16 protein-coding genes and 1 pseudogene are annotated in these 18,201 nt (G+C 71.2%); 9 read left to right on the plus strand and 8 right to left on the minus strand.

Annotated features, from left to right (window positions below; all coding sequences use genetic code 11):
* Positions 1–13: 13 nt before the first annotated feature.
* The 3 genes from BC793_RS32850 to cofD are packed head-to-tail and all read right to left on the minus strand — an operon-like array spanning position 14 to position 2,633.
* Positions 14–571, minus strand: a complete 558-nt coding sequence (locus tag BC793_RS32850) for an NUDIX hydrolase (RefSeq protein WP_109599652.1) — start codon at positions 569–571, stop codon at positions 14–16.
* Positions 568–1,686, minus strand: coding sequence for a coenzyme F420-0:L-glutamate ligase (locus tag BC793_RS32855; protein WP_109599654.1), 1,119 nt, complete (start codon positions 1,684–1,686; stop codon positions 568–570). The genes BC793_RS32850 and BC793_RS32855 overlap by 4 nt, the downstream gene beginning before the upstream one ends.
* The gene (gene cofD, locus BC793_RS32860) at positions 1,683–2,633 is read right to left on the minus strand and encodes a 2-phospho-L-lactate transferase (RefSeq protein ID WP_109599695.1); all 951 of its coding nucleotides are present in this window, start codon (positions 2,631–2,633) and stop codon (positions 1,683–1,685) included. Before cofD ends, BC793_RS32855 begins: the two co-directional genes overlap by 4 nt.
* 91 nt (positions 2,634–2,724) lie before the next feature.
* On the opposite strand from cofD, the gene BC793_RS32865 reads away from it, so the two are divergent.
* The 3 genes from BC793_RS32865 (at position 2,725) to BC793_RS32875 (ending at position 6,912) form a co-directional block, all read left to right on the plus strand.
* Entirely contained in the window at positions 2,725–3,627 is a 903-nt protein-coding gene (locus BC793_RS32865; protein WP_109599656.1) for a hypothetical protein, read from the plus strand.
* A gap of 135 nt (positions 3,628–3,762) precedes the next feature.
* On the plus strand, positions 3,763–6,264 hold the full coding sequence (locus BC793_RS32870) for a bifunctional FO biosynthesis protein CofGH (RefSeq protein ID WP_239170537.1): 2,502 nt from the start codon (positions 3,763–3,765) through the stop codon (positions 6,262–6,264).
* A gap of 387 nt (positions 6,265–6,651) precedes the next feature.
* Positions 6,652–6,912 carry a WhiB family transcriptional regulator gene (locus BC793_RS32875; protein ID WP_093618567.1) on the plus strand — a complete coding sequence of 87 codons (261 nt, stop codon included), beginning with the start codon at positions 6,652–6,654 and terminating at the stop codon, positions 6,910–6,912.
* Here BC793_RS32875 and BC793_RS32880 read toward each other — a convergent pair.
* A complete protein-coding gene (locus BC793_RS32880; RefSeq protein WP_109599658.1) occupies positions 6,909–7,385 on the minus strand; it encodes a metallopeptidase family protein in 477 nt (158 codons plus the stop codon). The genes BC793_RS32875 and BC793_RS32880 overlap by 4 nt on opposite strands.
* A 185-nt stretch (positions 7,386–7,570) precedes the next feature.
* Between BC793_RS32880 and BC793_RS32885 the strand changes: the two genes are divergently transcribed.
* A complete protein-coding gene (locus tag BC793_RS32885; protein WP_109599660.1) occupies positions 7,571–7,933 on the plus strand; it encodes a DUF3499 domain-containing protein in 363 nt (120 codons plus the stop codon).
* Positions 7,934–8,249: 316 nt separating this feature from the next.
* Here the strand turns inward: BC793_RS32885 and BC793_RS32890 are convergent, their stop codons facing one another.
* The 4 genes from BC793_RS32890 to BC793_RS32905 form a co-directional block, all read right to left on the minus strand.
* Entirely contained in the window at positions 8,250–9,095 is an 846-nt protein-coding gene (locus BC793_RS32890; protein WP_239170538.1) for a polysaccharide deacetylase family protein, read from the minus strand.
* A 214-nt stretch (positions 9,096–9,309) separates the two neighbouring features.
* The gene (locus BC793_RS32895; RefSeq protein WP_239170543.1) at positions 9,310–9,642 is read right to left on the minus strand and encodes a DUF779 domain-containing protein; all 333 of its coding nucleotides are present in this window, start codon (positions 9,640–9,642) and stop codon (positions 9,310–9,312) included.
* A gap of 45 nt (positions 9,643–9,687) precedes the next feature.
* Positions 9,688–11,211, minus strand: coding sequence for an acetaldehyde dehydrogenase ExaC (gene exaC / locus BC793_RS32900; RefSeq protein WP_109599664.1), 1,524 nt, complete (start codon positions 11,209–11,211; stop codon positions 9,688–9,690).
* Between the two features lie 40 nt (positions 11,212–11,251).
* Complete coding sequence (locus BC793_RS32905; RefSeq protein WP_109599701.1) at positions 11,252–12,499, minus strand: GAF domain-containing protein; 1,248 nt, start codon at positions 12,497–12,499, stop codon at positions 11,252–11,254.
* 69 nt (positions 12,500–12,568) lie between these two features.
* On the opposite strand from BC793_RS32905, the gene nfi reads away from it, so the two are divergent.
* The 5 genes and pseudogenes from nfi to manA all read left to right on the plus strand — a co-directional run bounded on the left by nfi (position 12,569) and on the right by manA (position 17,646).
* The gene (nfi, locus tag BC793_RS32910; protein WP_239170539.1) at positions 12,569–13,222 is read left to right on the plus strand and encodes a deoxyribonuclease V; all 654 of its coding nucleotides are present in this window, start codon (positions 12,569–12,571) and stop codon (positions 13,220–13,222) included.
* Between the two features lie 85 nt (positions 13,223–13,307).
* On the plus strand, positions 13,308–14,687 hold the full coding sequence (locus BC793_RS32915) for a phosphomannomutase/phosphoglucomutase (protein WP_109599668.1): 1,380 nt from the start codon (positions 13,308–13,310) through the stop codon (positions 14,685–14,687).
* A gap of 44 nt (positions 14,688–14,731) precedes the next feature.
* Positions 14,732–14,893: pseudogene (locus tag BC793_RS32920) on the plus strand (Trm112 family protein); the annotation flags it as partial.
* A 287-nt stretch (positions 14,894–15,180) separates the two neighbouring features.
* On the plus strand, positions 15,181–16,401 hold the full coding sequence (locus tag BC793_RS32925; RefSeq protein WP_109599670.1) for an SIS domain-containing protein: 1,221 nt from the start codon (positions 15,181–15,183) through the stop codon (positions 16,399–16,401).
* A gap of 60 nt (positions 16,402–16,461) precedes the next feature.
* The gene (manA, locus tag BC793_RS32930) at positions 16,462–17,646 is read left to right on the plus strand and encodes a mannose-6-phosphate isomerase, class I (protein ID WP_373871299.1); all 1,185 of its coding nucleotides are present in this window, start codon (positions 16,462–16,464) and stop codon (positions 17,644–17,646) included.
* Positions 17,647–18,201: the final 555 nt, after the last annotated feature.

Below are 18,201 nucleotides of genomic sequence, written 5' to 3' on the forward strand. Positions count from 1 at the left end.
GGATCGGGGCAGGTCAGCGAAGGCGCGTCAGCGCCGGGGCGATCTGCTGGACCGTGCCGGAGGCCAGGGGTGACGGCAGCGCGTCCGGCCGGAACCATCGCAGGTCCGAGGACTCCTCGCTGATCCGCTCCACGCTGCCGGCCGGGGCCCGCAGCAGGAACCGCACGTCGTAGTGGACCGACGGCTCGGCCGGAGCGCCGTCCCGCGGGCCGCACCGGACCTCGTGGACGTCGATGTCGATCGGCGTCGTGTCGAGGATCAGGCCGGAGATGCCGGACTCCTCGGTCGCCTCCCGGAAGGCGGCCGCGGCCAGCGTCGTGTCGCCCTCCTCGCAGTGCCCGCCCAGCTGCATCCACAGGTTGAGCCGGCCGTGCAGGCAGAGCAGGATCCGGCTGTCCTCGCCGACGATCAGGGCGCTGGCCGTCACGTGACCGGCCCGGTGGGCACGGGTCATCGCCGCCGGGCCGTCGGCGAGCAGGTCCAGCGTGCGCTTGCGGGCCAGTTCGGCGTGGTCGGAGGTGGCCGTCCAGGTACTCAGGACGTCGACGGCGTTCTCGTAGAGGGCGGTCATCGCGGTGCTCCGTAGGTGAGGGTCACGCCCTCGTCGTCGACGACGACGGTGGTCCCGATGCCCTCCGCGGCTAGGGCGGCCCGCACCCGATGGGCATCGGCGCCGGTGCGGATCAGCGCGGCCGCTCCGTCACCGGCGGGCGTGAGCCGGATGCCGTCGCCCACCCGCAGACTCGACACCAGCACTCCGTCGGTCGTCCGGAGAGCGCGGGCGACGGCGGCCGGATCAACGGCCGGTGCGGCAGCGGCCACCCCGGACCGGGGCGCCGGGGGCACGGTCCCGGCGAGCGGCGGGCCGGGGAGGGCGGCGGCGGCCCGGAGGCCTTCGGCGCGGGCCTCGGCGGTGCCGAGGCTGAACATGTCGCTCTCGGCGTCACGGATCAGGACGGCCGCCCCGGAGCCCTCACCGGACCGCGGGTAGCCCCGGACCACGGCCACCGGCACCCGGTCACACTTGCCCTTGACCAGTTCGGCCGCGGCCGCCAGCTCGTCGACCACCGCCATCTGGGTCAGGGACAGCTCGTTACCGTACGGATCGACCTGTCCCCGATGGTCGAGCAGCGCCTCGATCCCGGCCGCGCCCAGCGCCACGTCGGTCAGGCCGTTGCGCCACGCCCGGCCCATCGTGTCGGAGACGACGATCACCACGTCGAGCCCACGGGCCAGCAGATCGGCGCGCAACCGGCGGGCCGACGCGTCCGGATCCTCGGGAAGCAGTACGAGATGGGTCTTGTCCACGTTCGACGCGTCGATGCCGGCGGCCGCCATCACGAAACCGTGGTGGGTCTGCACGATCGAGGTGGGGCCGCGGCGGGCCACCACCCGGGCGGTCTCGCCGTCGAGCACCCGCTGCCGGGCCTCCTCGCGCTCCGGCCCGTCCGCCGGGACCTCGACCAGGCGGCCCTCCGCCTTGGACACGATCTTGCTGGTCACCACGAGGACGTCGCCGTCGGTGATCCACGGCGCCGCGCCGACGATCAGCTGGGCCAGGTCGTCACCGGCCGTCACGTCACCGATCCCGCGGACCGGCAGGATCTCCAGGCCGCCGGCCGGGCCACCGGAAGAGCCGCCGGCCGGGCCGGCGGAAGCGCGGTCGCCGGCCGTGCCGTCGGTCATCGGGCCAGCTCCAGCGCGTCGGCGACCATCCGGGCGGTGGCGTCCTCGTCGCGCATCCACAGCGGCACCGCACGGGTCCGCACGCCGGGCACCCGGGCGTCCTCGTCGGAGGTGTCGACCAGCCAGCCGTCCAGCAGGCCGCCGTCGGCGCGTGGGCCATACATCCGGCCGACTCCGGCCGCGCTGACCTCGACCTCCAGGGTGGCCAGGCACTTGTCGGCCATCCCGCGGACCGGGGAGCCGCCGATGATCGGGGACACGCCCACCACCGGTGCCGCAGCGTTCGCCACGGCCTCCTTGAGCGCGGGCACGGCCAGGATCGGGGCGATGCTGACCACCGGATTGCTCGGGGCGACCAGGATCACATCGGCTGCCGCGATCGCGTCCAGGACGCCGGCGGCCGGTTTCGCGGCGTCGGCGCCACGGAAGACGAAGTTGTGCGTCGGCACGTCGCCGCGGTGGCGGACCCACCACTCCTGGAAGTGGATCGCCTTGCGCTCGCCGTCGACGTCCACGACCACGTGGGTCTCCAGGCGGTCGTCGGTGGCCGGGAGCAGGGTGATGCCGGGCTGCCAGCGCTCGCAGAGGGCCGCGGTGACCGCGGAGAGCGGATAGCCTGCGTTCAGCATGGTGGTGCGCACCAGGTGGGTGGCGGTGTCCTTGTCGCCGAGACCGAACCAGGACGGCTCCACCCCGTACTTCGCCAGCTCGTCCTTGACCACCCAGGTCTCGCCGACCCGGCCCCAGCCGCGCTCGGGGTCGGCGGCGCCGCCCAACGTATACATGACGGAGTCCAGGTCGGGGCAGATCTGGAGGCCGTGCATGCGCACGTCATCGCCGACATTGACGACCGCCGTCACCTCCGCGCCGACGGCTCGGGCGTGAGCACGCACGCCGAGAAGGAAACGGGCACCGCCGATGCCCCCGGTCAGGACCACGATCCGCATGACCCCATCCTCGCGCACCCGCGCCGTCGCCTCGGGCGGCGGGTATCGGTTTACTCTGTGCCGACCTCGACCAACCGCACCGGGAGCAACTGTGACGACATCACCGCAGCCGGATCCGGCCGCCGAGAAGACCATCGGGCAGTATCTGCGGCCCCTGCGCGACCTGGCCGTCTGGGCCCTGATCGCGGCGCCGGCCGTGTTCCTGTTCGTCGCCGTGATCAGCCTGTTCGGGGGCGACTTCACCGCGCGGACCCAGTACAGCTTCGGCGCCTTCGTGAACCTCGAGACGATCTTCTTCCCGCTCGCCGCCGTGCTGCTGTCGCTGGGTGTCAAGCCGGTCCACCCGAAAGCGCGGTTGATCACCATGCTGGCCCTCGGGGAGTACGCGGTGGCGTCCTTCTTCGGGGTGATCTTCGGACTGCTCTTCGGGGTGAGCGGGATCGCCGCCCAGGACGCCGCGTCAGCCTTCAACGCGCTGCTGGTCCGGGTCGCGTGGCTCGCGGTGCTCGGGATGGCCGGTTACGCGATCCTCCAGATCTGGCTCGGCTTCTACCCGACGGTCAAGCCGCAGCCGGGCGTCTACGGCCAGCCGTACCAGCACCAGCCGCAGCAGTACGGCCCGCCGCCCGGCTACGGCCCGCAGCCGCCGTACGGCGCTCCCGCCCCCGGTCAGCAGCCGCCGTACGCCGCGCCCGGTCAGCAGCCCTACGGCGGCGCCGCCCCCGGTCCGGTCCCGCCGGGTACCCCCACCCCGCCGCCGGTCGCCACGCAGCCGTTCAGCGTGCCGCCGGCGACCTACGGGCAGTACCCGGCCGTGCAGCCGCCCGTGTGGGGTGCCGCATCGCCGCCTCCGCCCTACGCCGAGCCCACCCAGCCGGTGCCGCCGCCCGCCCCGCCGGTCCCGTCCGCACCGCCGGCGTCCGACCGCACCGCCGTGCTGCCCGATGACCGTCCCGGCTTCGGCCCGGCCGCCGAGGACCCGCCCCGCCAGTGAGACCCGGCCACCCCCGTATCAGGGCCGGCGGAAGAGCCCGATAACGGCCAGACGGGCCCGGATCGTGTCCCAGGACACGTTCCGGGCCGGTGAGCACAGCGGCAGCCGAAACGAATCGGGCCTAGGCTGCTTTGCGTGGTAGAGGTCAACGTGGAACCCGTACCGACCGAGGCGAGCATCCGCCGCGCATTGCGCCGCGCCGCCGACGGTAAAGCGATCGACGTCGATGAGGCGGTGGCGCTGCTCACGGCCCGTGGCGAACAGTTCGACGAGCTGCTGGCGATCGCCGGTGGCATCCGGGACGCCGGTCTGCGCGAGGCCGGGCGGCCGGGCGTCGTCACGTACTCCCGCAAGGTCTTCATCCCTTTGACCCGGCTCTGTCGGGACCGGTGCCACTACTGCACGTTCGCCACCGTGCCGCACAAGCTGCCGGCCCCGTTCCTGGAGCGCGACGAGGTCCTCGAGATCGCCCGGCAGGGCGCGGCGCAGGGCTGCAAGGAGGCGCTGTTCACCCTCGGCGACCGGCCCGAGGAGCGGTGGCCGGCGGCCCGGCAGTGGCTCGACGAGCGGGGCTACGACTCGACTCTCGACTACGTGCGGGCCTGTGCCATCGCCGTGCTGGAGGAGACCGGCCTGCTCCCGCACCTCAATCCCGGGGTGATGAGCTGGGCCGAGTTGCAGCGGCTCAAGCCGGTCGCGCCGAGCATGGGCATGATGCTGGAGACCACCGCCACCCGGCTGTGGTCGGAGAAGGGCGGCCCGCACTACGGCTCGCCGGACAAGGAGCCCGCGGTCCGTCTGCGGGTGCTCGACGACGCCGGCCGGGTCGGTGTGCCGTTCACCACCGGCATCCTGATCGGGATCGGGGAGAACCTGACCGAGCGGGTCGAGTCGCTGTTCGCGATCCGGCGGGTGTCGCGTGAGTTCGGGCACATCCAAGAGGTCATCGTGCAGAATTTCCGCGCCAAGCCGGACACGGCGATGCGCGGGATGCCCGACGCGGAGCTGCGCGAGCTGGCCGCCACGGTGGCGGTGGCGCGGGTCATCATGGGACCGCGAGCCCGGATCCAGGCCCCGCCGAACCTGATCGACGACGAGTTCGGGCTGCTGCTGCAAGCGGGGATCGACGACTGGGGCGGTGTCTCCCCGGTGACGCCCGATCATGTGAATCCGGAGCGTCCGTGGCCGCAGATCGACCTTCTCGCCGAGAAGACGGAGAAGTCCGGCTTCACGTTGCGGGAGCGGCTCACCATCTACCCGGAGTATGTCCGCCGGGGCGACGAGGGCTGGCTGGATCCGCGGCTGAAGTCGCACGTCGCCGCGCTCGCCACCGAGGACGGGCTCGGGGCGGACGTGAAGCCGGCGGGTCTGCCGTGGCAGGAGCCCGACGACGCGTTCGGCGGGGGCCGCACCGACCTCTTCAAGAGCATCGACACCGACGGCCGCTCCGAGGACCGTCGCTCCGACTTCGACCACGTCTACGGCGACTGGGACGAGGTGGCCGCGCACCTCAAGAGCGCCCCGGTGAGCATGCCGACCGACGTGCTGGCGGCTCTCAAGCTGGCCTCGGAGGACCCGGGGGCCCTGCTCCTGGAGAAGAACGAGGACAAGGCGATGGCGTTGTTCAACGCCGACGGCACAGCTCTCGACGAGCTGGCCCGGATCGCCGACGATCTGCGGAGATCGGTCAACGGCGACGACATCACGTACGTGGTGAACCGCAACATCAACTTCTCCAACGTCTGTTACGTCGGCTGCCGGTTCTGTGCGTTCGCCCAGCGTGAGAAGGACGCCGACGCGTACCGGCTGTCCGTGGAGCAGGTCGCCGACCGGGCCGAGGAGGCGTGGCGGGACGGCGCGTCCGAGGTGTGCATGCAGGGCGGCATCGACCCCAAGATGCCGGTCACCGCGTACGCCGACCTGGTTCGCGCGGTCAAGCAGCGGGTGCCGGGGATGCACGTGCACGCGTACTCCCCGATGGAGATCGTGACCGCCTCGGCGAAGGCCGGGGTGTCGCTGCGGGAGTGGCTGACCGAGCTGAAGGAGGCCGGTCTCGGCACCATCCCGGGTACGGCCGCCGAGATCCTCGACGACGACGTGCGCTGGGTGCTGACCAAGGGCAAGCTGCCCACGTCGGCCTGGGTCGACGTGGTGACCACCGCACACCAGGTGGGTATCCGTTCCAGCTCGACCATGATGTACGGCCACGTCGACCACCCGCGCCAGTGGCTGGGCCACTTCCGGGTGCTCGCCGGTATCCAGGATGTCACCGGCGGCTTCACCGAGTTCGTGGCGCTCCCGTTCATTCACACGAACGCGCCGATCTATCTGGCCGGCATCGCCCGTCCCGGTCCGACCTGGAGGGAGAACCGGGTCGTGCACGCGATGGCCCGGGTGCTGCTGCACGGCCGGATCAACAATATTCAGTGCTCCTGGGTGAAACTCGGCGATGAGGGTACCCGCGTGATGCTCAACGGCGGTTGTAATGACCTGGGGGGCACTCTCATGGAGGAGACGATCTCGAGGATGGCCGGTTCCGAGCACGGTTCTGCCAGGACGGTCGCCGAGCTGAAGGAGCTGGCGGCCGCCGCGGGCCGTCCGGCGGTGGAACGCACCACGGTGTACGGACGCAGGTGAATGTTCTCGACCCGGCGCGGGCCTCCGGGCCGGCGCCGGGTTGGGGGGATGTTTCCGGGGGCATGATCCATTCGGCGGACCCGGGTCGGGGGACCCGCTGCACCTAAGTCACAAAACGGGTTAAATTGGACGCGACGGCCTAGCTCCGCGTTACCTTCCGGCGGCTTGGAGCGATAGGGCTGGAACAGGCCTGTGATCCGCTCACCAGCGGTGCGGAAACGGGCCTATTTAGCAGGTTCGGCTTGACGACGCACGTCTTACACGCGTGTAATTTTGGTGGGGTTGTGGGGACGATGTGGCACAAAGGCGTCGTACCCACAAAAACACGCCGCGTGCGTGGGGGGTCAGCGCTGGCTTCATGCCGGCGCGGAATTTGGAGGCACGCCGATGGAAGCGACGCAGGTTGAAGGGGTAGACCTGCTCGGGGACGCGCCCGAGTGGCAGGAGCGGGCGCTGTGTTCACAGACCGATCCCGAGGCTTTCTTCCCTGAGAAGGGCGGCTCGACGCGCGAGGCCAAGCGCATCTGCGGCCGCTGTGATGTGAAAGCCGAGTGCTTGGAGTACGCGCTCGGTCACGACGAGCGTTTCGGGATCTGGGGTGGACTGTCCGAACGTGAACGTCGCAAGTTGAAACGGCGCGTGGCCTAAGCCAACTCGTCGGGATCCACCCCGAGCAGGTTGGCAACCTGCTCGATGATCACATCGTGGACGAGGTCGGCGAGGTCTTCCCGGTCCATCGCCCGGAACTCCAGCGGGCGCCGGTAGAGCACGATCCGTGGTGGCAGCTCATGCCGCCCCGGACGGCCCGGCAGCAGCCGGGCCAGGGGCACCTCGCCGTCCTCGAGCACGTCGGAGTCGTAGACGTTCAGCTCCGGGGGCACGTCCTCGACCGCGAACTCCACGCCGGCCAGCTCCTTGGCGTAGCGGCGCTCCAGGCTCTCCACGGTGTCCAGCACCAGGTCGTCGAAGATCTCCGCCTTCGTGCGGGCCAGCGGCACGGTCGCCGGCACCAGGCGGCCACGCAGGCCTCGTCCGTGCCGGTCCCGTCGTGCGGGGTGGCCCGGACCGGTGCTGCGCGTCGCCTTACCGTCCGTCCGGCGGCGTTCGGGGCTGGTGGTCACGCGGCCAGCGTATCCCCACTCGGGCGAGGTACGTGGTCAGCCCGTTCGCATCGTGTGTCCGCGCCGTTAATTCGCCCCATCGGGTCGGCGTGTACAACGACCATCGCCGAATCGTGATGCGCCCCGGTCGGCGTGTCGCGCGGCAACACGACCCAGAATCGCGAACGGGGAGATAAGTTGCCGCCGTGAGGTCACCACGGCGCTGCTCCCGGAACGGCTGTCCCCGACAGGCGGTCGCCACCCTGACCTACGTCTACGGCGATTCCACGGCCGTCGTGGGCCCTCTCGCGGCCTTCGCCGAACCCCACACGTACGACCTGTGCGAGCCGCACGCCCGAAGCCTCACCGCCCCCCGAGGCTGGGAACTCGTCCGGCACGACGGCGATTTCGCGCCCCCGCCCCCCACCACCGACGACCTGGTGGCCCTCGCCGAGGCCGTCCGTGAGGCCGCTCGTCCGCTCACTGCGCGCCCGGACGACAACGACCACACCCCGGGCCACCAGACCGGCCGCCGCGGGCATCTCCGGGTGATCCCGCCCTCCCACTGACGTCACCCCGATGTGGTACGGGTCACCCCGCCCTCAACCGCATCCGGCCCGTCCCGAACTACCCCGCGACGTAGCCGCCCCCTCCCGCCCGCCAGCGCGCCGCACGGGCGAAGCGTCCCCTCGCCGAAACTCCGGCTGGCTCCCACCGCTGTCTCAACAGCCGTGAGACAGCGGTGACGACCAGCCACACCTGCCCGCCGCCCGGCTGGTTCCCACCGCTGTCTCAGCCGCGGTGAGACAGCGGTGACGGCCAGCCGCACCTGCCCGGCGCGGCGGCCTGCCCAGCGCCGGGCCTGGCGGCCGGGGCGGTGGCGTGTCAGGTCAGGGCGACCAGGTGGAAACGCTTGCGGAGCCAGGGGAGCAGGGTGCGGTACGCGTCGATGGTGGCGGGCTGTGCGTAGTCGTGGGAGAGCACGATCGAGCCCGGCCGGGTGTGCCTCTTCACCGACCTGATGATCTTGTCGCGGTGGGAGTTCTGCGACTCGGTCTCCTGCTGCTCCCAGTCGCGCGGGTCGACCTTCCAGTAGATCGAGTGCATGCCCATCTCGGCGGAGATCTTGACCAGCGCCGGAGTGAAGTTGCCACCGGGCGCGCGCATGTAGCGGATCTTGGCGTCCGGGACGGCGGCGCGGATCGCGGCGTTGGCGCGCTCCAGGTCCGCGCGGATGGCGTGGTGTGCGCGCTTGCCGAGTTTCAGATCGTGGTTCCACGAGTGGTTGCAGAAGCTGTGGCCGCCCTTGGCGATCGCGCGCACCAGGTCCGGGTGGCGGCGTGCCTGGGTGCCGACCAGGCAGAAGGTGGCCTTCACCTTCTCCCTGGCGAGGAGCTTCAGCAGTTTCGGCGTGAGGTCCGGGTCGGGCCCGTCGTCGAAGGTGAGGGCGACACCCTTGGACCCGGTCGTCAGAAGGCTGCCGGCGGGCCCGGTCTTACCCTTCGGCTTGACGATCGGGACGCTCTCGGTGCGTTTCTTCGAGGGCTTCGGCGCCGGTTCGTCCGCCGCTGCCGGTGTCTCCGCGGAGGGTGACGGTGACGGGCTGGGCGCGGTGATGCTGGGCGACGGCTGGGCGGTCGTGGTCGCCGCGGTCGCCTGGCCGACGAGCCCGGTCATGATCAGCGCAACGCTGATCGCGAAGGCTTTTCGGGTGTGCGACAGCCGAATCAAGAAGACCTCCCCAGGTCGATGTGCGACAGCCGACGATGCCTCGAATCGCCGCCGGCCGCCAAGTACGTGTGGTCCTTTGGCGCGAATCCGGTAATGCGTCGATTTTCGCCGCAGATCTATCGCGGATCACCGATGGGGTTGGTCAGGGTGGTAAATGTCTCGATTGTCTACCCGACTGGTGGGCGGGGCCCGAGGGCGCCCGCCCACGAACGGATTAGCCCAGTTCCGCCAGCTCCTGAGTGGTGAGCAGACGGGAGCGGATGAGGAACCGGACGCCCTCGGGCGCCTCCAGCGAGAAGCCGGAGCCACGGCCGGGGACCACGTCCACCGTGAGATGTGTGTGCTTCCAGAGTTCGAACTGACTCGCCGACATCCAGAACGTGATGGGCTCCGGCACCCCCTCGATCGCCAGAGATTCCAGGAGCACGTCCGAGCCGCCGGTACGGAACTCGCCCTCCAGATAACACATCGGCGAACTGCCGTCGCAGCAGCCGCCGGACTGGTGGAACATCAACGGGCCGTGCTGCTCCCGCAGCTGCCGCATCATGTCGGCGGCCGCGGGAGTCACGTCAACCCTCGTCACCCTCATGACCTAGAAGAAACCCATGGCCTTGGGGGAGTAGCTGACCAGCAGATTCTTGGTCTGCTGATAGTGGTCGAGCATCATCCGGTGGTTCTCCCGCCCGATGCCGGACTGCTTGTAGCCGCCGAACGCCGCGTGCGCCGGGTAGAGGTGGTAGCAGTTCGTCCACACCCGGCCCGCCTTGATCGCCCGTCCGGCCCGGTACGCCTGGTTGCCGTCCCGCGTCCAGACGCCGGCGCCCAGCCCGTACAGCGTGTCGTTGGCGATTTTGATGGCGTCGTCGAAGTCGCCGAACGGCGTGACCGAGACCACCGGCCCGAAGATCTCCTCCTGGAAGATCCGCATGTTGTTGCGGCCCTCGAAGATCGTCGGCTGCACGTAGTAGCCGCCGGCCAGGTCGCCCGGCATCTCCGCCTTCGCCCCGCCGACCAGGGTGCGGGCGCCCTCCTGCCGACCGATGTCCAGGTAGGAGAGGATCTTCTCGAGCTGGTCGTTGGAGGCCTGCGCGCCGACCTGGGTGTCGGTGTCCAGCGGGTTGCCCTGCTTGAGGTTCTCCACCCGCTTCACGCCGGCGGCCAGGAAGTCCGAGTAGTGGCCCTGCTGGATCAGCGCGCGGGACGGGCAGGTGCACACCTCGCCCTGGTTGAGCGCGAACATCGCGAAACCCTCGAGCGCCTTGTCCAGGAAGTCGTCGTCGGCCCGGCTGACGTCGTCGAAGAAGATGTTCGGGCTCTTGCCGCCGAGTTCCAGGGTGACCGGGATCAGGTTCTCCGAGGCGTACTGCATGATCAGGCGGCCGGTGGTGGTCTCACCGGTGAAGGCGACCTTGGCCACCCGGCTGGAGCTGGCCAGCGGCTTGCCCGCCTCCACGCCGAAGCCGTTGACGATGTTCACCACGCCGGCCGGGATCAGGTCGCCGATCAGCGAGAACAGGTAGTGGATCGAGGCCGGGGTCTGTTCGGCCGGCTTCAGCACGACCGCGTTGCCGGCGGCCAGGGCCGGCGCCAGCTTCCAGACCGCCATCAGGATCGGGAAGTTCCACGGGATGATCTGCGCGACCACGCCGAGCGGCTCGTGGAAGTGGTAGGCGACGGTGTCGGAGTCCAGCTCGCCCGCGCTGCCCTCCTGCGCGCGGATGGCGCCGGCGAAGTAGCGGAAGTGGTCGATGGCGAGCGGGATGTCGGCCGCCAGCGTCTCCCGTACCGCCTTGCCGTTCTCCCAGGCCTCGGCGACGGCCAGCTTCTCGAGATTCTGTTCCATCCGGTCGGCGATCCGGTTGAGGATGTTGGCCCGCTCGGTGGGCGACGTGCGGCCCCAGCCGGGAGCGGCGGCGTGCGCCGCATCCAGGGCCTTCTCCACGTCCTCGGCGGTGCCGCGGGCGACCTCGGTGAAGATCTGACCGGTCACCGGGGACGGGTTGGTGAAGTACTGCCCCTTGGCCGGCGGGACGTACTCGCCACCGATGTAGTGGTCGTAACGGGACTGGTAGCTGACGATCGAGCCTTCGGAACCGGGCGGGGTGTAGATGGTCACGGTCTCGCACCTCCTCATTCGAGGCGGACCTTAGTTACGGCTACGTTGCAGCAACGTTGCACGCGTATTCACGGGTCAGAGCGGCGACCCGGCGGGCGGCGACCGGGTCGGCCGGCGCCAGGGCCACGTAGGCCTCCCAGAGGTCCAGGTCGTCACTGCCCCACGAGCTGTTCAGCCAGGTCTGGAGCAGCCGCCGGTCACCGGCCTCCAGGATCGCGGCGCGCAGCCGGTCGTCCAGCAGCCGGCGCAGGCGCACGATCCCCGGCGCGTCCGAGGCGGGCAACAACGGGCCGGGGTACGCGTCCACGGCCTCGGCCGTCCGCCCCGCGTCCAGCAGCCGCGCCACCACCCCGAAGTCCGTCGTCAGGTCGGCGCGCAGCCGGTACGGCCGGGAGTCGAGCAGCTCCGGGCCCAGGATGCGGCGCAGGCGGGACAACTCGGCGCGGACCGTCACCGGGTTCACGTCGTCGCCGTACAGATCGACGGCCAGCTGCTCGCCGGTGCGCCCCTCCGGGTGCACGGTGAGCAGCACCAGCAGTTCCGAGTGCCGCCGTTTGATCCGCAACCGTCCGCTGCCGGCCGCGAGCAGGGCCTCGTCCCGGCCGAGTGCCGCGACCTGCGGGCTCCGGGGCACCTTCACGAAATCACGGAGGTACGCCTCGGCGGCGAGCGCCGTGGCCCGGATCAGGGCGAGACTGTGCGGATTGGCCAGATGGTCCCCGCCGGTCACGTCGATCGCCCCGAGCAGCCGGCCGGAGCCCGGATCGTGGACCGGGGCCGCGGCGCACGTCCACTGCTGCACCGGATGGCTGAAGTGCTCGGTCGCGAAGATCTGCAGTGCGTGGTCGACGGCGAGCGCGGTGCCCGGCGCGTTCGTCCCGGCGTGCGCCTCGTCCCAGCGGGCGCCCGGCACGAAGTTCATCGCCGCGGCACTGCGCAGCGTGGCCGGATGCCCCTCCACCCAGAGCAGGCGGCCGTGCGCGTCGCAGACCGCCATCATGTGGTCACCGTCCTCGGCCAGGCCGCCCAGCAGGTCCCGGAAGAGTGGCATCACCCGGGCCAGCGGGTGCGCCGACCGGTACGCCTCCAGGTCGTCATCGGCCAGGTCGATCGGCGCCGTGCTGTCCGCCCCGATGAACGCGGCCGAGCGGGCCCACGAGTCGGCCACCACCTGCCGCATCCGATCCGGGCGCATCTCGCCGGCCAGGAACCTCTCATGGGCGCGGCCGATCAGCCGGATCCGCTCGGCGGGGTCGTCTCCGGGGGACAGCGCGAGCCACGGGTTCACCGGCAGCACCTCCAGCCCCCATCGTGACCGGCGTCACGGCTGGTGACAACAGTCCCTATGCTGCGGGCCGTGCAGCCGTGGCCCCGTACCGAAGAAGAAGCCTTTGCCGTGCAGGACGCCCTGCGTTCCCGCGTGGTGCCCGCCGAGGGGCCGCAAACGCCGGCCACCGTCGCCGGCCTGGACGTCGCCTACTCCGACGACGACTCCCGGCTCGCCGCCGCGGTGGTCGTGCTCAACACCGCCGACCTGTCGATCGCCGACACCGCCGTGGTGCGTGGGGTGCCGGCCTTCCCGTACGTCCCGGGCCTGTTCGCCTTCCGGGAGGTGCCGGCGCTGCTCGACGCGCTCGAACGGCTCACCGTCCGCCCCGACGTGCTGATCTGCGACGGGCACGGTCTGGCCCACCCGCGCCGCTTCGGTCTCGCCGCCCACCTCGGCGTACTCACCGATCTCCCGTCGTTCGGCGTCGGGAAGACCCGGCTGGTGGGAGACTGGGAGCCGGTCGGCGAACCACGGGGCGCGCGATCCGCGCTCGTCGACGCGGGGGAGACGGTCGGGGCCGTGCTGCGCACCCGGACCGGGGTGAAACCGGTCTTCGTCTCCGTCGGGCACCGGATCGACCTGGACCGGGCCTGTGAGCTGACGCTCCGCCTGACCCCGCACTATCGGCTTCCGGAGACCACGAGGGTTGCGGACCGTGCCTGCAGGGATCTTCTGAGTTAATCGCCCGGCAGTGCGGTTAAAACATGGGGGTACCAGGCACTCCGCTACCCTCGGGGCCAAAGGGGACTTTCCTGAGGGGTGAGCAGTGTCTGATCTGTCGCAGATCATCAAGGCGTACGACGTGCGGGGTACCGTCCCGGACCAGTTCAACGAGACGGTGGCCCGGGCGATCGGCACGGCGTTCGTCGAGATGTTGCGCGAGTCCGGCGACGAGCCGGACCAGATCGTGATCGGCCACGACATGCGGGAGTCCGGTCCCAGCCTGGCCGCCGCCTTCGCCAACGGGGCCAACGCGGCCGGCGCCGCCGTGATCAACATCGGCCTGGCCTCGACCGACCAGCTCTACTACGCCTCCGGTTCGCTGAACCTGCCGGGCGCGATGTTCACCGCGAGCCACAACCCCGCGCAGTACAACGGGATCAAGCTGTGCCGCGCCGGCGCCCGCCCGGTCGGCCAGGACAGCGGCCTCGTCGTCGTCCGGCAGCGCGCCCAGCAGCTGCTCGCCGACCTGAACGCGGAGGCCGACGGCCCGGCCCGGGTCGAGCAGCGCGACGTCCTCAAGGACTACGCGGCCCACCTGCGGTCGCTCGTCGACCTCTCCGGCATCCGGCCGCTCAAGGTCATCGTGGACGCCGGCAACGGCATGGGCGGCTACACCGTCCCGGCCGTCCTCGGCGACCAGGTGCTGCCCGCCCTGCCGCTGACCATCGCGCCGCTCTTCTTCGAGCTGGACGGGTCGTTCCCCAACCACGAGGCCAACCCGCTCGACCCGAAGAACCTGGTCGACCTCCAGAAGGCGGTCCGGGAGCAGGGCGCCGACATCGGCCTGGCCTTCGACGGCGACGCCGACCGCTGCTTCGTCATCGACGAGAACGGCGACCCGGTCTCCCCGTCCGCGATCACCGGTCTGGTCGCGTCCCGGGAGCTGGCCAAGTTCCCGGGCAGCACCATCATCCACAACCTGATCACCTCGGCCGCGGTGCCGGAGATCATCGTGGAGAACGGCGGGAAGCCGGTCCGCAGCCGGGTCGGCCACTCGTTCATCAAGGCCGAGATGGCCTCCACCAACGCGATCTTCGGTGGCGAGCACTCGGCGCACTACTACTTCCGCGACTTCTGGTTCGCCGACACCGGCATGCTCGCCGCCATGCACGTGCTCGCGGCCCTCGGCGGCCAGGATCTGCCGCTCTCCGAGTTCGCCGCCGAGTACGAGCGGTACGTCGCCTCCGGTGAGATCAACTCCACGGTGGCCGACTCGGCTGCCAAGATCGCCGAGGTGCGGGCAGCCTTCCCGGACGCCTCGGTGGACGATCTCGACGGCATGACGTTCCAGGTCGGCGACGGTGCCTGGTTCAATCTGCGGGCGTCCAACACGGAACCGCTGCTGCGGCTCAACGTGGAGGCTCCCGACGCGGACCGGATGGCAAAGCTCCGTGACGAGGTTCTGGCCATCGTTCGTGGATAGGATCGCCACGACCTAGTTCTTTCGCGGCGATTAGGAGTAGCTCGGTGGCGCTCGATCAGCAGTTGCTGGAGATTCTGGCCTGCCCGGACACCCATCACGCGCCCCTCGAGTACGACGCGGGCGCGCAGACGCTGACGTGCACCGAGTGCGGCCGGATCTTCGAGATTCGTGACGACATCCCGATCCTGCTCCTCGACGAGGCGCGGGAGCCGGGGTCGGTGGCCCCGGCCGCCGTCGTCGACCCGGCCCCGGCCGCTCCCGTCGCCTCGGCCTCCGCCGCCGCGGCTGGTGCCGCTGGTTCGCCTGCTGCGCCCGGTTCGCCTGCTGCGGCCGGTCAGCCTGCTGCGGCCGGTTCGCCTGCCGCGGGCGGTTCGCCTGCTGGGGCCGGATCGCCTGCCGCGGCCGGATCCTCGGCCGCGGCTGGTTCCTCGGCTGGGGTCGGCTCTTCGGCTGGGGTCGGCTCTTCGGACTCGGCAGACAAGGAGTCGGAGTGATGGCCGGCCCACGGGGTGGATCCGCCGGGGTCAACGGGCACCGGGTCGCCGACGAATCGCTGCTCAACGACGAGAAGTCGATGCTCGCCAACGACCCGGGCGGCATGCTGCGGGCCACCGCCTCAGCGGGCGCGCAGGTCCGTGAGGCGGCCGCGCTGGCCGCCGAGGTCGACCTGACGATGCTCGCCGACGAGGGCCGGCCACGCGCCGTCGTGGTCGCCGGCATCGGCACCGCCGGCCTGACCGGCAGCATCCTGTCCACCGTCGCCGGGCCACGCTGCCCGGTGCCGATCATCGGCCACCGCAGCGCCGGCGTGCCCGGCTGGGTCGGCGCGGCCGACGTGGTGATCGCGGTCTCCGCCTCCGGCCGTAGCCCGGAGGCACTCGCCGCGGCCGAGGCCGCCGCCCGTCGCGGCGCCCGTCTGGTCGCCATCGGCAATCCCGGCTCCGACCTGGAGGCGCTGGCCGAGCGGGCCCGCGCCCCGTTCATCGGCGTGCCACGCCGGGCCCCGGCCCGGGCGACGCTCTGGGGCCTGACCATCCCGGTGCTCTTCGCCGGCCGGGCGCTGGGCATCGCCAAGCTCGCCGAGGCCGACATCGCCGAGACCGCCACCCGGCTCGACGCCGACGCCGAGCGGTGCCGTCCCGGTGCCGACTCGTTCGTCAACCCGGCCAAGGAACTCGCTCTCGGGCTGGCCGGCTCGGTGCCGATCGTCTGGGGCTCCTCGCCGCTGGCCACGGTCGCGGCCCGCCGGTTCGCCGACACGCTGGCCGCCAACGCCCGCTACCCGGTGATGGCCGGTGCGCTCGGCGAGGCCGGCCGGGGCCGGGTGGGCCTGCTCGACGGCGTCTTCGGTGGTCTCGCCGAGACGACGCGGGACATCTTCGCCGACCCGGACGAACGTGACGAGACGCTGACCCGGCTGCGGCTCGTGGTCTTCCGTGACGGCGGCCTCAACCCGGAGGACGACGCGGACGAGCCGGTGGCCGTGGAGGAGCGGCGGGCCGACGCCATCCAGACCATCGCCGACCGGCGCGGGGTGCGCTGTGACGTGCTCACCGCCGAGGGTGGCTCGACCCTGGAGCGCCTGGCCTCGCTGGTCGCGGTGCCCGACTACGCCTCGCTCTATCTGGCCCTGGCGCACGGCCTGGACCCGATGGCGGTCCCGGCGATCAGCGAGATGAAAGAACTCGCCAACCCACTTCCCGAAGAGCTCTGACGTACGGGCGGTAACCGGCGAGACCCCACATCGCGCCGGTTAGCTGCTACTTTGCCGGGTATGACCGTGTATCCCTTGACCGGAGTCATCCGGCCGTATGCCTGGGGGTCCCGGACCGCGATCGCCGACCTGCAGGGCCGTCCCGCCAGTGACGGTCCCGAGGCGGAACTGTGGCTCGGCGCGCACCCCGGCGACCCTTCCACCGTGCCGGGCCCGGACGGGCCGGTCGACCTGATCCAGCTGATCGGCGCCGATCCGGCCGGGCAGCTCGGCGACGACGTCGTGCGGACCTTCGGCGCCCGTCTGCCGTACCTGCTGAAGGTCCTCGCGGCCGGCGCCCCGCTGTCCCTGCAGGCCCATCCCGACGCCGAGTACGCCAAGGTGGCGTTCGCCCGGCAGGAGGCCGATCCGGCCGCCCCGAAGAACTACACCGACGCCCACCACAAGCCTGAGATGCTGGTGGCGCTCACACCGTTCGAGGCGCTCTGCGGCTTCCGTGACCCGGCCGTGGCCGCCGCGGTGATCGGCGCATTCGGTCTGCCCCGGCTGGAGCCGGTGGTGACCGCCCTGCGCGCCGGCGACCTGGCCGAGGCGGTCCGGCTGCTGCTCACCTGGCCGGCCGACGACCGGGACGCCCTGATCGACGAGGTGGTCGCCGCCGCCCGTGCGATGCCGGCCGATCACGAGCACGCCGACTCGTTCACGCTCGCCGGCGATCTGGCCGGCCACTACCCCGGCGACCCCGGGGTGCTGGTCGCCCTCCTGCTCAACCTGGTGCGCCTGGCGCCCGGCGAGGCCATCTGGATGCCGGCCGGCAACCTGCACGCCTACCTCCGGGGCCTGGGCGTCGAACTGATGGCCGCCAGCGACAACGTGCTCCGCGGCGGCCTCACCCCCAAACGTGTCGACGTGGACGAGCTGATGCGGGTGCTGCGGTTCGAGATCCTCGACGACCCGCTGCTGCCCGCCACCACGGTCGAGCCGGGCGTGGAAACCTGGACCGTGCCGGTGGGCGACTTCGTCCTCTACCGCATCGCCCTGGACGGCACCCGCCCGCCCGTCGAGGTGCCCGCGAACGGGCCGCGCATCGTCCTGTGCACGGAGGGCACCGTATTCGCCGGCCAGAGCGACGACGGCACCCCGGTCGAACTCGGCCCCGGAACCGCGGCCTACGTCCCGGCCTCGGCCGGCGCCATCAAGGTGGCCGGCACCGGACGCCTCTTCGTGGCCGCCGTCCCCGGCTGAGTTCCGCTTACCGCTCCGCCTACCGCGTCGCTGTCCCCGGCTGTGCCGCGGCCGCGGCCTGCCATTCCTGCCGGGCCGCGGCCGTGCCGCCGTCTCACGTTGGGCCGGTCTTGGCTGGCCGTGGCTGTGGCGTTGCTTTCTGGTCCGGCCGGTCTTGGCTGGTCGCGGCTGTGGCGTTGCTTTCTGGTCCGGCCGGTCTTGGCTGGTCGCGGCTGTGGCGTTGCTTTCTGGTCCGGCCGGTCCGGACCGGTCACGGCTGCAGCACTGCTTTCGGTCCGACTGGTCTTGGCTGGCCGTGGCTGTGGCGCTGCTTTCCCGGTCCAGCCGTCTTGACTGGTCGCGGCCGTGGCGCTGCTTTCGGGTGCGAGCTGTCTTGGCAGGCAGTGACCGTGGCGTTGGCCCGTCCCGGTTCGGCCGCGGCCTCTCGCCGCCGTCTCTTCCGCCGTCCCGTTCCTCCTGCTAGTACTGCAACCCGATGTCGTTGCTTACGGCGGTTCGAGTCGTTTGCGGTAGTGACAGGCTCGAGCTTGTTCCTGGCGTCGGCGGCGATATCGG

The organism is Actinoplanes xinjiangensis (assembly GCF_003148685.1).
In the GTDB taxonomy this organism is placed as follows: domain Bacteria; phylum Actinomycetota; class Actinomycetes; order Mycobacteriales; family Micromonosporaceae; genus Actinoplanes; species Actinoplanes xinjiangensis.